Here is a 13580-nt window from a genome sequence, read left to right as displayed (position 1 = left end):
CTCAGAAGGTCACGACGGTCCGAATCGACTCGCCCGAGTGCATCAGATCGAAGGCCTCGTTGATGCGCTCGAGGGGCAGCGTGTGGGTCACGAGGCTGTCGATGTCGATCTTCTTGTCCATGTACCAGTCGACGATCCGTGGCACGTCGGTCCGGCCGCGCGCGCCGCCAAAGGCGGAGCCCTTCCAGACGCGACCGGTGACGAGCTGGAACGGCCGGGTCTTGATCTCTTGCCCCGCGCCGGCGACGCCGATGATGATCGACTCGCCCCAACCACGGTGGCAACACTCGAGCGCCTGCCGCATGAGGTCGACGTTGCCCACGCACTCGAAGCTGTAGTCGGCGCCACCTTTGGTGAGCTCGACGAGGTGAGCCACGAGATCACCCTTGATGGCGCGCGGGTCGACGAAGTGCGTGAGGCCGAACTTTCGCGCGAGCGCCTCGCGCTTCGGGTTGATGTCGACGCCGACGATGACATCGGCGCCTGCCATGCGCGCGCCCTGAATGACGTTGAGGCCGATGCCGCCCAGCCCAAAGACGACGACGCTCGCGCCGGGCTCGACCTTCGCCGTGTAGATCACCGCGCCGATGCCCGTCGTGACGCCGCACCCGATGTAGCAAATCTTCTCGAAGGGCGCGTCGGGCCGCACCTTGGCGAGCGCGATCTCCGGCAACACGATGTGGTTCGCGAAGGTCGAGCAGCCCATGTAGTGATGGATCTTCTCCTTGCCGATGGAGAAGCGGCTCGTGCCGTCGGGCATGACGCCCTTGCCTTGCGTGGCCCGGATGGCGGTGCACAAGTTGGTCTTGCGGCTGAGGCACGACTTGCAACCGCGGCACTCGGGTGTGTAGAGCGGAATGACGTGATCGCCCTTCGCGACGGACGTGACGCCGGCGCCGACGTCCACCACGACGCCGGCGCCCTCGTGACCGAAGATGACCGGGAAGAGCCCCTCGGGGTCTTGCCCGGAGCGGGTGAACTCGTCGGTGTGACACACCCCGGTGGCCTTGATTTCCACGAGGACTTCACCGGCCTTCGGGCCCTCGAGCTCAACGTCTTCGATCTTGAGCGGCTGGCCTGGACCGTAGGCAACGGCAGCGCGTGTTTTCATGAGCGCCAACGTACCCGCGACGGCCGCGGCCAGGGAAGCCCGGCGAAGGCGGATGTAGGCGAAGCGGTCGCCGTGATAGCCACTCCCGCGCCCCGAATGTTTGCCATAATGGGCAGACATGAACTGGCTTGGTGGAGCGCTCTCTGCGCTCGTCCTTGGCGCCTCGGCGCTCTTTGTTGCTTGCTCGTCGGATGAGGCTGCGCCCGTCGACGCCGGCGTTGACGCGCCCATCTTCAATCCCACCGGCTGCCAAGGGACGCGCTGCTCGTCGGACCTGCACGAGGTCCTCGACTGCAACGACCAAGTCATCAAACGCTGCCCCGAGGGTGAAGGCTGCACGCCGGGCGGCTCCTGCATCCCCGCGTGCGAGAGCGCCCGCCTCAACAAGAGCACGCTCGGCTGCGAGTACTACGCCGTTGACCCGGGCACCGACGGCAGCGCCGACGGCTCGTGTTTCGCGGCCTTCGTGGCCAACACGTGGACGGCGCCGCTCAACCTCGCCGTCGCGTACGACGGCAAAGACCTCGACGTCTCCACGTTCGCGCGCGTGCCCGTCGGCTCAGGCCCGGCGCTTCGCTACGATCCGTTGCCCTCGGGTCAACTGCCTCCGGGGCAAGTCGCGATCTTGTTCCTCGCCGACTTTGCGGCGCCCGGTGTTCCGTCCGCGACGCGTTGCCCCGCTGGCGTCACGGCGGCTGTCTCGAACGGCCTCGCGTCGTCGAGCAAGACCGCCATTCTGAAGGCCTTTTCGATCCGCACGACGGCGCCCGTCGTCGCCTACGACATGTTCCCGTACGGAGGCGCGGCCAGCTACATCTCGAGCGCGACCTTGCTCGTGCCGGTCTCGGCTTGGGGCGACAACTACGTCGGCGTGACGGGATTTCCCCGAGGCCCCGCCGTTCCGGTGAGCTCGCTGTCGCAGCCCTTCTTGCAGATCGCGGCGGCCGAAGACGGCACGGAGGTGACCGTTCGCCCGAGCGCCGCCATCGTCGGCGACACCGGCGTCGCGCCGTCGCCAGCCAACACGCCGCAGACCTACTCGCTGGCCAAAGGCCAGGTCCTCCAGCTCAAGCAGAACGAAGATCTGACGGGGTCGATCGTCAAGGCCAACAAGCCCGTCGGCGTTTGGGGCGGCAGCTCGTGCATGTACATCGAGGTGACCGACAACGCGTGCGACTCGGCGCACCAACAGTTGGTCCCCGCGCGCGCGCTCGGCACGCGCTACATCGGCGCCCGCTATCGCGATCGGCTCCAAGGCCGTGAAGAGGCGCCGCCCTGGCGCATCGTCGGCGTCGTCGATGGAACGCAGCTCAGCTACGAGCCGAGTCCGCCGGTCGGCGCACCAACGACGATCCAGAGCGGGCAGTCCGTCATCTTCCGCGCGAACGCAGCCTTCGTCGTGAAGAGCCAAGACGGCGCACACCCCTTCTACTTGGCCGGCCACATGACGGGCCAGCAGTCGAGCGGCCTCGATTTCGGCGTGGGCGATCCGGAGTTCGTCTCGGCCGTCGCGACCGAACAATACCTGCGCTCGTACGTCTTCATGACCGATCCGACGATGAGCTTCACCAACCTCGTGATCACGCGGCTCAAGGGCCCAAAGGGCTTCGCCGACGTGGAGCTCGATTGCGGCGGCAAGCTCGTCGGCTGGCAGCCCGTGGGCAACACCGGCGACCTCCAATTCACGCGCTTCGACATGGTCGTCTCCGGCAACGGCGTCGGCGCATGCAACAACGGCCGACACAGCATCAAGAGCGACCAGCCCTTCGGTCTCACCGTGTGGGGTTGGGACAAGACGGTCAGCTACGCGTACCCCGCGGGCGCGAGCATCGCCCCGATCAACGAGGTCGTCGTTCCCGTCGTGAAGTGAGCGCTACTCCGGGATGTCTTGGAAGGCGTCCAAGACCTCGTCCTCGAGCGCGTCGGCCTCTTCGGTCGTGAGGGCCAAGGCGTCGATGAGCTGCAGATCGAACTCGAACTCTTCGTCGCTGGTCTCGAGATCGCAGAGCGCCAGCGCGTAGGCCACCTTGTACGCGAGCTTCCGCGCCTCCGGCCGCGTGAGCTCGGCGCCGCGTGCGCGAAGGTGCTCTTCGGCCACCTCGCGATCGAGGTCGGGCCCGAAGCGCTCGAGGATGAGCTCGAAGTCACGGTCGCTCACCGTGGGGGCGGCCGCGCTCCCCGAGAGCTGCCGCAGCCGACCGGCCACGGCGCGAAAGGCGACGAGCTCCTCGTCGTGGAGCTTGCGGTCGGCAGCGATGGCGAGGAACGCGATCTCGAGGATCCCGTCGGCCTCCGCTTTCGAGAGGGAAAGGCTGCCTTCGGGGACGGCGCGCAGGACGCCTTCGGTCGGGTCGGGCATGGCGCGGAGAATACCAGAGGTCCTTGGCCGCGAGGGCTACCAGTCGAGCGTCCCGATCTCTAGCTAGCCATCGCTCTAGGACTCCGCGTCGCGATCCTCCGGGGGCGGCATCAGCGCTCGGACGTTCTGCACCAGGAAGAGCGTCGCGAGGATGGCGGGCCAGGCGGCGCCGACGTTTCCGGCCAAGAGCGCGGTGAGGCCTCCCGTTGCGAGGACGTAGCCGATGATGGCCACGGCGATGAGCGCCGACACGACGTGCGCCGGCTTGCGGCCCCGCCCGCCGGTGAGCGCATCGAGGGTGCGGGCCATCACGTTGCCGCCGTCGAGCGGGAGCATGGGGATGAGGTTGACGGCGCCCCACGCGACGTTGACCCAGATGAGCTGAGAGACGATGGCCTTCGACAGCGCCGTCGTCGCGACGGAGCCTGACGCCGCCCACACGACGGCACCGAGCGCCAAACCCGCGAAGGGACCCGCGAGGCTGATCAAGATGTGCGGGCCGGGACCGAGCGGCCGGCCTGCGGTCCAGGAGGTCGTGCCGCCCATGCCGTGCAGGTCAATCTCCGGGACGAGCCCGAAGGCACGACCCATCAGCGCGTGGCCGAACTCGTGGACCATGACGGACACGAAGACGACGACCAACCAAGAGATGAGCAGGGGCCCGGGTCTGCCTCCGGCGAGCATCGCCGCCGTGAGGAAGAAGAAGAAGTGAATCCGCACCGGGACGCGCGCAAGGCGGAAGGAGAGCACCCAACGAGTATGCCCCAGCGCGCAGGCCTTGTCCTAGCCGCCCGGACCGACCATGCTTCAGGCGCATGACGCTTCGGACGATTTCGCCGGCGCTGGCCTTGGTCGTGGCGGCCGCATGCACGTCGGAGTCGCCGCCGGCCCCGGTCAAGTGCGAGGCGTTCGTGCTGCCCGCAGGGACCGACTTGCTCGCGCCGCCCACGACGTTTCGGGCGGCGGTGGTGCCGCTGTTCGCGCAGAGTTGCGGGTTTTCGAGCTGCCATGGCAACGCGCTCGCGCGAAACTCGGCGGGCCTCTACCTGGGCGGCAAAGACGAGGTGCCCGACGCGACGCGGATCCGAAAGGGGCTCCTTGAAGCGTCCTCGGAGCTCACCTCGATGCCGCTCGTGGTGCCCGGCGAGCCGACCAAGGGCTACCTCATGCGCAAACTGGACGGCGATCACTGCCTCCTCGACGCCTCCTGCGAGGGAAAGAGCTGCGGACAAGCCATGCCCCGCGACAACGAGCTGCTTCCGGCTGAGGTGCGCCTCGTGGTGCGCCGGTGGATCGCGCAGGGAGCCAAGGACGACTGAAACGTGACGCCACAGGCGGACAGCGCTTACGCTTGTCCGCGCCCATGGGTGTTGTTTTTGGCGTCGTCGCTGGCTCCGTCATCGGGCGTGAGCACGTTCAGAAGGGGCGCAACAACCAGGACGGCTTCGCCGTACGCATCGAGGAACAGCGGCTCGCAGCGGTCGTGACCGACGGCTGCTCGTCGTCTCGCTACTCGGAGGTCGGCGCGCGGCTCGGCGCGCAGTTCCTCGCGGGCGAGATCGCCCGACGCATGCAGGCCGGGAAGGCCGGGATGGAGCTCGCCTACGGCACGACGCGCGCGCTCGTCACGTACCTCGACAACGTCGCTCGCGGGGCGTGCCCCGATGACAGGGAGCGCGAAGAGTTCATCGCCGAGACGCTGCTCTTCGGCTTCCTTGGCCTCGCCATCGATGGCACGCGCGTGTCTGTGTTCGGCGTCGGCGACGGCGTCGTCTCGCTCAACGGTGACGTGCAGATCATCGATCCGGGGCCCGACAACGCGCCGCCCTACGTGGGGTACCTCATCATGGAGGGGCCTTCGCGCGGCGCCATCCCCGAGCTCTACGTGCAGGCCAACGTCGAGCAGGTGGATACGCTTCTCATCGGCACCGACGGTCTCGTCGACCTCGAACGCACGCCCGACTTGCCGCTGAAGAACGGTGACCGCCAGGGCGGCATCGATCAGTTCGAAGCCGACGCGATGTTGACGGCGCAGGCCGGACGGCTGCAGCGGCGCCTCGCTGTCCTTGGCGAGCTCAACGGTCGAATGCGCGACGACACGACGGCCGTTCTCGTGAGGCGCGTGCGCTGAGGCCCGGGCCGCTGGCTTGCGGAGTCCGCCGGGCCGATTGGCTGCCGTTTCGGAATGGCCGCACTGGGCCGACTCACTAGCCAGTACGGGGGCTTTTCGAGTGGCCGCGACGAGCCCGCGATCCGCACACTAGCCTGCCTCGACGAGGGCAGGGAATCGTGCAAAATGGCCGTCGGATCGATGTGCTCGAACGCGGATGAACGGATGTCCGTTGGCGAGGTCTTCGAAGCTCTTCTCGCCAGTGAGTCGCTGTTGGCGTTGCTCGTCGACGCCACCGGCATGACCATTCGCGAAAATTGTGCCTGGGCGCGCGCGTTTCCTGCGCAGACCGCGGTGGGTCTTCGGTTTCCCGACGAGATCGACGCCATCCTCGCGTCGACCGTGGCGGCTGAGGAGGTTCGCTGGGAGCGCGTGTCCGATGGCATGGGCGCCTCCGTCGTTATCGCGCCGCCCCCCCCCATGAGCGACGTTGGCCCGCTCCTGGAGGCGTGGCCCGAACATGTAGCGGTCTACGCACTCGACGGGCACTGGCTCGCTGGGAAGTCGGCGAGCTGGGCCGCGTCAGGCCGGACGAGCCATCGGCTCAAGCTCTGGGAGGTGCCGTGGATCGCAGCCCGTCCAGCCTTCGCCGACGCAGCGCGCGCGGCGTTCGCACGCGCGACGGCCGGCGAGGCCTCTTCGTTCGATGAGGGCGGACCGATGAGTGCGGCCCCGGAGATCGAGCCGGTTCGCGTGCACATGTCGCCGGTCGTCCGCGGCGGGCGGGTCGTCGCCGTAGCCGGCTTCGTCACGAGCGGTGCCGCCGAGGCTCGCGCGCTCACGAAACTTCGGCAGAGCGAGGAGAGTCTTCATGAGGCGCAGCGCATCGCCCGGCTGGGAAGCTGGGCCGAGCGGGCTGACTCGACCCTCGTCGTGTCACCGGAACTGTGTCGGCTGCTCGAACTCGACCCCGCGACGGAAATGGACTTGGATGACGCCTTCGCGCGTGTCCAGCCGGAGGATCAGGCGCTCGTGCGCGAGTGTCTCGGCCCATGCCCGACTGGGGCGACCACCGAAGCACTCGTCCGCGTGCCTCGCCCCGGCGGGGTCACGCGCTGGTTGCGGCTTCGCTGCGCTCACGCCGAAGGGGGAAAGCGCAGTGGGACCGTCCAGGATGTGTCGCATCGCGTCGCAGCTCGTCAAGAACTTCAGACGCACTCGCTCGTGCTGAGCTCCCTCAGCGAAGGCGTCCTCTTTATCGACGAAACGTACGCCATTCGCTTCGCCAATCCCGCGCTCGAACGCACGTTCGGCTACGCGGCCGGCGAGCTCTTGGGGCGCCCCGTAGGATCGTTGAACGCGCTCACCAACGAGGGAAACGCCGCGCTCCGCGAAGCGATCTTAGCGGGACTCGCGCGCCAGGGCTCCTGGTCGGGCACGCTTGCGAGTCGCCGGAAAGACGGCACCGTCTTTACCTCTCGCGCGCACGTCACGAGGCTCGAGACGCCCGGGGGGCCCGTCTTCGTCTCGGTGCTGCGCGACATCACCGACGAAGAGCGGGCGACTGCTGCGCTACGAGAGAACGCGCGCCTCGAGGCCGAGGCCACCTACCGCAAGGAGCTCCTCGACGAGTTCCACCACCGCGTGAAGAACAACCTCCAGACCATCGCGAGCATGCTCCGCGTGCATTTCGGTTCACTTCGCGATCCGGCAACGCAGGCGCTTCTCGCAGCCGCGCTGCATCGAATCGAGGCTGTGGCGCTCGTTCACGAAAAGCTGAGCGAGGCGGAGGTCGATGGCGATCTCGATATGCTGAGCTACCTTGGCCAGCTAGCGAAGTTGGTCGCCGAGGTCCACGGTACGGCAACGCAGCTCGCGGTTCGAGTTAGCTCGGAGCCGCTGGGATTGCCTTCGGAGCGGTACCTCGACTTGGGCCTGCTCCTCAGCGAGCTCATCACCAACGCCTTCCCGCCACGGCCTCCGCGGGCGCGACGGCTTCGTGACCGTGGTGCTCGACACGGCCGGCGACGACGCGCTCCTCGTCGTGGATGATGACGGGGTGGGCTGCCCGGCTGAGCCGGCGTCGCTCGGCGCCCGTCTCGTGCAGCAGCTCGCGCTCCGGCTCGGTGGAGACGCGCGTTGGGAGGAGAGACCCGGAGGCGGAACGCGCGTAACGGTGCGCTTCCCGCGCGGCAGCGCTACGAAACGAGACGCTGCAAGAGCTCTTGCTGCGAGTGAACCCCCAGCTTCGCGAAGATCGCCTTGAGGTGATTGCGCACGGTTGCTTGGCTGATGAAGAGCTTGCGAGCGATGGCGGGGACGCGATTGTGTGCGAGCAGCTCGCGGAGCACCTCCCATTCGCGTCGTGAGAGGTCGGTGAGGCCGGGAACGGGCCTCACTTCCGTCCGCGACGAGGGCGACGCCAGGCCGAGCTCGACCACCTCGGCGGCTATGCGCTGAACGGCGGCACCCAGGCGTCGCGCGCGGTCTGCGGCTCCGCCCTCGAAGCCCACGATCATCGCGGCGAGGAGCTGTTGCTGCGAAAACGGCTTCACCACGTAGCCCACTGGGTTCGTGTCGGCGGCGGCGCGCGTGGTCTTCGCGTCGCTGCGGCCCGTGAGGTAAAGGAAGGGGACGTTGCGGCGGCTAAGGCTCGCGCCGAGCGAGAGGCCGCTGCCGCGTTCGAGACCGATGTCGACGATGACGGCATCCGGGCAGTGCTCATCGAGGGCGCGCTCTGCGTCGTCGACCGCGGCCACGACGGCGCGCACGTCATAGCCAGCCCCGGCGGCGGTCGCGCGAATGTCCTCCGCCACGATGGGATCGTCTTCAACGACGAGGAGCCTAGGGAATGGCGCGCCTGACAACGCCGTCAAGTAGAGCCTCATTCGTCAGGCGGCGCCAGTGACAAGCGGGTGACACGCCTTGCGCGGCTGGGCCATTGGGATGGCCGAACTGGCTGCTCGCAAGTGGCCAGCGTGGATCGGACGCCCGAATGCCCGCGGTCCGGCCATCGAGCGCGCCGTGGGTCGTGCCGTTCCGTCGTTGGAGAGGGGAAACGCATGTTCGTTCGTTCGCAATACGTCTCGAGCGAGGCTCGGGAGCGCATCTGTCAGGTGTTTGGCGCCATGGCGGAGGAGCTCGAGCGGCGCGGCGCGCTTGAAGAAGCCGACTTCTTCTTGCGCGCCGCCGTGGAGTTCGTTCAAACCGATGCCGAGGAGGGGCCCAGCCACGTGTGGCTCGACGTGCTCCTCGAGCGTCTGGCGCGGGTCGTCGAACGGCGGAGTCAGCCGGTTGTCGCGCTCGCCTTCTGGCGCCGAATCGTAGGGACGCGGCGCGAGCGATACGGCGAGCGCGACGGCCGCACGCGTGACGCTGCGGCCCAGGCCGCGCGCTTGGGGCTGGCCCGCGCCGCCGCGGGGACGCCCGTGAGCAGTCCTGTGACGAGGCCCTTGAAGGCGGAGGGAGGATGAGCGCCGCGACAGGAACGATGGCGTGGCGCCGCCTTGCCGATACGCTTCAGGCGGCCATGGGCACGAGCCTCCGCGAGACGCTTGGTGTGGGCGATCTCGTCCTCTTCCCCTGCGGCCACGCCTTCTCCGTGCGTCTCATCGACGTGCAGCGCGAGGTCGAGCTGTTGGTCACGCTGTTGGTGGGACCGGACGCCGCGCGCGGGATCGCCGAGCGAATGCTGGGAGAGCCCATCGACGACCCCGAGCTGGCGGCCGAATTCGTCTCCGAGCTCACCAACATCGCCATGGGCGCCGTCAAAGAGAGCTTCGTCTTGGATGGCTTCAACCTGACGAGCGGCTTGCCGTACCCGACCACCGCCGACGAACTCGCGGAGATCGAAGCCGCGCGCGTCGTCGGGCAACGCGTCGCGCTCGAGTGCACCTCCTTCGAGGTCGTCTTCTTCGTGGGCCTCAAGTGGCGGGGCACGAGCCGCGTAGCCGTCGCTCACTTGCGAGAGGGCATGGTGTTGGCTCGCGATCTGCTCGGCCCAAAGGGCGTCCTCCTGCTCCGCGCGGGCGCTCGAATGACGGCGTCGATGATCGAGCGGCTCTCGCGCCACGAGGGTGAGGTCCTCGCGGAGGTGTGCTGAGACCGTCGAGGTGTGGACGCGCGAACTTGTGCAGGCGCGAAGTGGGGTGGACGCACATGATGCTTTGGGGTGATCGCTGCGTGGGCGTTCGATCCGTGCCCAGGGTGCGTGCACTACGGGGATACGCTGAGCGCATTGTGACGGGGGAGGAGCTTGCCACGGGCATCGTCGAAGGTGTCACGGCCACGGCCAACGTTGGTGTCGTGGTCGTCGGCGCCGACGACCGCGTGCTGTTCGTCAACGCCGGGATGGCTGCGATGTTGGGCGTGACACCTGCGGCGATGGTTGGTCACTTGCTGGCGGAGTTCACGGTCGCCGAGCAGAGCGAGCCCGCCGACGAACCGGGACCGTGGCGAGGTCGAGGCATCGCAGCGTGCTTCGAGCTCCGCCTAAAGCACGCCGATGGCTCGGACGTCTGGCTTCTCGTCGACGCGAGCCCCCATCTTGGCGCGTGCGGTATGTCCGGAGGTTCGCTCGGTCTCGTTGTCGACATTACCGCGCGCAAGTGCTCCGAGACCGCTCTCCGCCGCGCCCAAGAGCGGCTCGCCGCGCACGAGGGTCAACGCGCGTCGCTGTTGGAGGAGCTCTACGCGGCGGCGCCCGACGCCATCGTCGTCGCCGCGCCCGATGGGCGCGTCCTGCTCGCGAACCCCGCGGCGGAACGGCTCTTCGGCTACGAGCTGGGCGCGCTCATGGGGCTCACGATCGAGGCGTTGCTCCCGGCCCGCGTGAGGGCGGCGCACATTGGGCATCGGGAAGGCTACTTCGCCGCGCCGCCCGCGGGCCATGGGCGGGGGCGAAACCTGGTTGCGCTTCGGAGTGACGGCACCGAGGTGCCGGTGGACATATCGCTTGCTTCGTTCGCTCACGAAGGGCGTCCCGCTGCGCTTGCCGTCATCCGCGACATCACGGAGCGCAAGCGGATGGAACAATCCCTCGGCCACCTGGAGGAGCAGCTCCGGCAGAGCCAGAAGCTGCAGGCCGTTGGCGTGCTGGCGGGTGGCGTGGCGCACGACTTCAACAACCTGCTGTCGGTCATCCTCGCCTACTCGCAGATCGTCTTCGAGACGCTGGCCCCCGAAGACCCGATGGCCGGCGACATCGACGAGATTCGAACCGCGGCGCAGCGCGCGACCGAGCTGACGCGGCAGCTCTTGGCCTTCGGTCGCAAACAGGTCCTGCGGCCGCGCGTGCTGAACCTCAATCACATGCTGCTCGACATGCAACGCATGTTGGGGCGTGTGCTCGGAGACGCCTGCGAACTCTCGCTGTTTCCGGCGGACGCGCTGTGGAGCGTGTACGCGGACCTAGGGCAGATGGAGCAGGTCATCGTGAACCTGGTGGTTAATGCCCGCGACGCGATGGAGCAAGGCGGCCGTCTGACGATTGAGACCTCGAACGTGACGCTAGATGCCGAATACGCGGCTACGCACGTCGACGTTAGCCCAGGGCCTCACGTCATGCTGGCGGCATCCGACACGGGGCGAGGAATGGACGCCGCGACGCGCGAGCGAATCTTCGAGCCGTTTTTCACGACCAAAGACCGAGGCAAGGGCACCGGGCTCGGCTTGTCGACGGTCCACGGAATCGTCAAACAGAGCGGTGGGCACATCTGGGTCTACAGCGAGCCCGGCAAGGGAACCACGTTCAAGATCTACCTGCCGCGCGCGCGCCCGATGTCGAGCCAGACTCGTCGGTAGCGCCGCCACCGCTGACCCTCGAGGATCGGAGACGGTCTTGCTCGTCGAAGACGACGAACAGGTCAGGAGCGCCACACGCGCCATCTTGCGCAAGGCCGGCTACGCCGTGCTCGAGGCGGCCAACGGCGGCGAAGCGTTCCTCGTGGCCGAAAAATTCCCGGCGACCATTCATCTGCTCCTGACCGACGTCGTGATGCCTCGCATGAGCGGCCGCCAGGTCGCTGACCGGCTTGCGCCGCTGCGGCCTGAAATGCGGGTCCTCTACATGTCGGGCTATACGGAGAACGCGATCGTTCACCACGGCGTTCTGGAGTCGGGCATCGCGTTCCTGCAGAAGCCGATCACGCCCGATGCGCTGCGTCGGAAGATCCGCGAGGTGCTTGACGCCGGTCCGCCGGTCGGAAGCGTCTGAGGCGTGGACGCAAAGCTACGCGCGGCCGCCAGACCCAACGCCTGCGCCGCCAGAGGAACGGTCCACGGGGCGCAAGAGTGTCGCCAATCCACGGAGAGGAGCGCCGAGCTTGATCTACCGCGCTGCCGGGACCTGCAGCTTCTCGAGGACGCACGCTGAGGCCCGCGTGAGCCCCATCGGGGCAATGCGGCCCGGCGGCTCGCGACCGCAGAGGAGGGCCGTGTCGATGCAGGTGTCGAGCGCCGCCGGCACGATGCGCCCTGCTCCGAGGAGGTCGTCGCACGTGCCTTGGGCTGACGAGAGGACGGAGGCCTGCCACGCGCTCGCGGCGCGTTGGCCTGTGTAGAGTCCCACGGCCAAGCCGACCGCGATGAGGTACGGGACGGCGCGGACCACGCGCGGAACGACCCCACCGGCGCCGCCCGCACGCTGCCGAACGTAGGCGCGGAGACAAATGGCGTAGAACGCCGCAAAGAGCGCTGCGGTGACGAGCGTTGGGCCGTCAAAGAGCTCGGCGAGCGGGCGAGCGGCGCGACCCGACGACGCCACGACCGCGTGGCACACGAAGAAGCCGACCACCCAGGAGCACGCGAGGAGCCCGCCTGCCACGAGTAGCGCGGCCTGCAGCAAGACGCCGCCCTCAACGCGAGGGGGAGGGCCGGGCGGCGTGCTCACGGGGGTAACCACGAATCGTAGGATAGTGGGAGCGGTTAGCCCGAGGGCAAGAAGATCCCACGCTGAACTCGACGTGGATCCGAGGCGCTACCGTGATCGGCACGAGGCGTCGGGCGCCGTGGAGCGCCAGTCGCCGGACGCGCACCGGAAGGGCTTGCCCTCGAAGTCGGAGCGCACGCAGGTGCCCTCCTCCACGACGCGCATGAGCGTGCCGGAGAAGCACTGGCTGTCGCCGAGGGGCTTCCGAGCCGTGGCCGCCGCCTCCTTTATCTGTGGGACCGACTCGAGATCCGTGAACGTGAAACCCTCTTCGCGCAGTTGCGGAACGATGCGCTTGACCATGTCCACGGTCTTGCCGTGAATGTCGTGGAAAAGGACGATGCCGCGGCCTTTGGCGCGGATCTCCGCGAGGTAGAGATCGCCGCAACGCTCGATGGAGACGTTGGTCGACCAACAGTTCCAATCGGCGGCGCTCGTCGCCGTGAGCGAGGTGCCGATGTCCCAGTGAATCGGACCGACGTATTTGTTCATGGGCGAACGCTGGAGCGCCCGTTCCAGGATGCCGTTGTAGCCGGCGTAAGGCATGCGCAGGTAGGCGGGGCGTCCCGGCTGCGCGTCGACAATGAAGTCGTCGACGCGACGAATTTCATCCACCATCCTCTCGGGCGACTGCCGCGGCAGGAGCAAGTGACCGTAGGTGTGATTTGCCAGCAAGTGGCCGCGGGCCACCACGTGCCGTGCGGCGCCGCCGAGCGCCGCGAGTCGTGTGCCGTTGATGAAAAAGGTCGCCTTGATCTGGCTTTCGGCGAGGTAGTCCGCGAGCTCCGCCGTGCGAGGTCCGGGGCCGTCATCGAAGGTAAGGTGGAGGACTTTTTGGGGGAGCGTGGCGCCGCGAAGTTGACCCTCGATGACGAGATCTTGAGCAGCGGCATTGTCTCGGACAGCGGCCTCGTCGGCGTGGTCGTCGTCGTTGCCCTCGCCGGCGCAGGCGCCGGCCGACGCGAGCAAGAAAAGGGAAGCGGCAAGGCGGCGCATGGCCCTCTCGGTGCAGAGTCTGTTCCATCGTCAGACGGCAAAGGACCCGGCTCGAACGCGGGGTTGCACGGTGCGG

General features: G+C 67.9%; 14 protein-coding genes. 8 read left to right on the top strand and 6 right to left on the bottom strand.

Annotated elements, in window-relative coordinates; genetic code table 11:
* Position 1: 1 nt before the first annotated feature.
* Positions 2-1111: an S-(hydroxymethyl)glutathione dehydrogenase/class III alcohol dehydrogenase gene (locus tag IPG50_28770; protein ID MBK6696159.1), complete on the bottom strand. Its 1110-nt coding sequence runs from the start codon at positions 1109-1111 to the stop codon at positions 2-4.
* A gap of 118 nt (positions 1112-1229) precedes the next feature.
* On the opposite strand from IPG50_28770, the gene IPG50_28765 reads away from it, so the two are divergent.
* Positions 1230-2981 carry an IgGFc-binding protein gene (locus IPG50_28765; GenBank protein MBK6696158.1) on the top strand — a complete coding sequence of 584 codons (1752 nt, stop codon included), beginning with the start codon at positions 1230-1232 and terminating at the stop codon, positions 2979-2981.
* Between the two features lie 3 nt (positions 2982-2984).
* Here IPG50_28765 and IPG50_28760 read toward each other — a convergent pair whose 3' ends face one another.
* Positions 2985-3470 carry a hypothetical protein gene (locus IPG50_28760; GenBank protein MBK6696157.1) on the bottom strand — a complete coding sequence of 162 codons (486 nt, stop codon included), beginning with the start codon at positions 3468-3470 and terminating at the stop codon, positions 2985-2987.
* Between the two features lie 75 nt (positions 3471-3545).
* Positions 3546-4220 (bottom strand): site-2 protease family protein, encoded by a 675-nt coding sequence (locus IPG50_28755; protein ID MBK6696156.1) that lies wholly within the window; start codon positions 4218-4220, stop codon positions 3546-3548.
* Positions 4221-4285: 65 nt separating this feature from the next.
* Here IPG50_28755 and IPG50_28750 point away from each other — a divergent pair, with 65 nt between their 5' ends.
* The 3 genes from IPG50_28750 (at position 4286) to IPG50_28740 (ending at position 7632) form a co-directional block, all read left to right on the top strand.
* Positions 4286-4789, top strand: a complete 504-nt coding sequence (locus tag IPG50_28750) for a hypothetical protein (GenBank protein ID MBK6696155.1) — start codon at positions 4286-4288, stop codon at positions 4787-4789.
* A 44-nt stretch (positions 4790-4833) separates the two neighbouring features.
* Positions 4834-5601: a protein phosphatase 2C domain-containing protein gene (locus IPG50_28745; protein MBK6696154.1), complete on the top strand. Its 768-nt coding sequence runs from the start codon at positions 4834-4836 to the stop codon at positions 5599-5601.
* Between the two features lie 204 nt (positions 5602-5805).
* Entirely contained in the window at positions 5806-7632 is a 1827-nt protein-coding gene (locus IPG50_28740; GenBank protein MBK6696153.1) for a PAS domain S-box protein, read from the top strand.
* Between the two features lie 146 nt (positions 7633-7778).
* Here the strand turns inward: IPG50_28740 and IPG50_28735 are convergent, their stop codons facing one another.
* Complete coding sequence (locus IPG50_28735) at positions 7779-8468, bottom strand: DNA-binding response regulator (GenBank protein MBK6696152.1); 690 nt, start codon at positions 8466-8468, stop codon at positions 7779-7781.
* Positions 8469-8642: 174 nt separating this feature from the next.
* Here IPG50_28735 and IPG50_28730 point away from each other — a divergent pair, with 174 nt between their 5' ends.
* The 4 genes from IPG50_28730 (at position 8643) to IPG50_28715 (ending at position 11794) form a co-directional block, all read left to right on the top strand.
* Entirely contained in the window at positions 8643-9053 is a 411-nt protein-coding gene (locus tag IPG50_28730) for a hypothetical protein (GenBank protein MBK6696151.1), read from the top strand.
* Positions 9050-9682 carry a hypothetical protein gene (locus IPG50_28725; GenBank protein MBK6696150.1) on the top strand — a complete coding sequence of 211 codons (633 nt, stop codon included), beginning with the start codon at positions 9050-9052 and terminating at the stop codon, positions 9680-9682. Before IPG50_28730 ends, IPG50_28725 begins: the two co-directional genes overlap by 4 nt.
* 137 nt (positions 9683-9819) lie before the next feature.
* Positions 9820-11382 carry a PAS domain S-box protein gene (locus IPG50_28720; protein MBK6696149.1) on the top strand — a complete coding sequence of 521 codons (1563 nt, stop codon included), beginning with the start codon at positions 9820-9822 and terminating at the stop codon, positions 11380-11382.
* A 37-nt stretch (positions 11383-11419) separates the two neighbouring features.
* Complete coding sequence (locus IPG50_28715; protein MBK6696148.1) at positions 11420-11794, top strand: response regulator; 375 nt, start codon at positions 11420-11422, stop codon at positions 11792-11794.
* Positions 11795-11908: 114 nt separating this feature from the next.
* Here the strand turns inward: IPG50_28715 and IPG50_28710 are convergent, their stop codons facing one another.
* Both IPG50_28710 and IPG50_28705 read right to left on the bottom strand, forming a co-directional pair.
* A complete protein-coding gene (locus IPG50_28710; GenBank protein ID MBK6696147.1) occupies positions 11909-12469 on the bottom strand; it encodes a hypothetical protein in 561 nt (186 codons plus the stop codon).
* A gap of 87 nt (positions 12470-12556) precedes the next feature.
* Entirely contained in the window at positions 12557-13504 is a 948-nt protein-coding gene (locus IPG50_28705) for a polysaccharide deacetylase family protein (GenBank protein MBK6696146.1), read from the bottom strand.
* Positions 13505-13580: the final 76 nt, after the last annotated feature.

The organism is Myxococcales bacterium (assembly GCA_016703425.1).
Lineage (GTDB): Bacteria > Myxococcota_A > Polyangia > Polyangiales > Polyangiaceae > JADJCA01.
The sequence above is the reverse complement of the archived record's forward strand: the minus strand, read 5'-3'. Positions and strand labels throughout refer to the sequence as shown.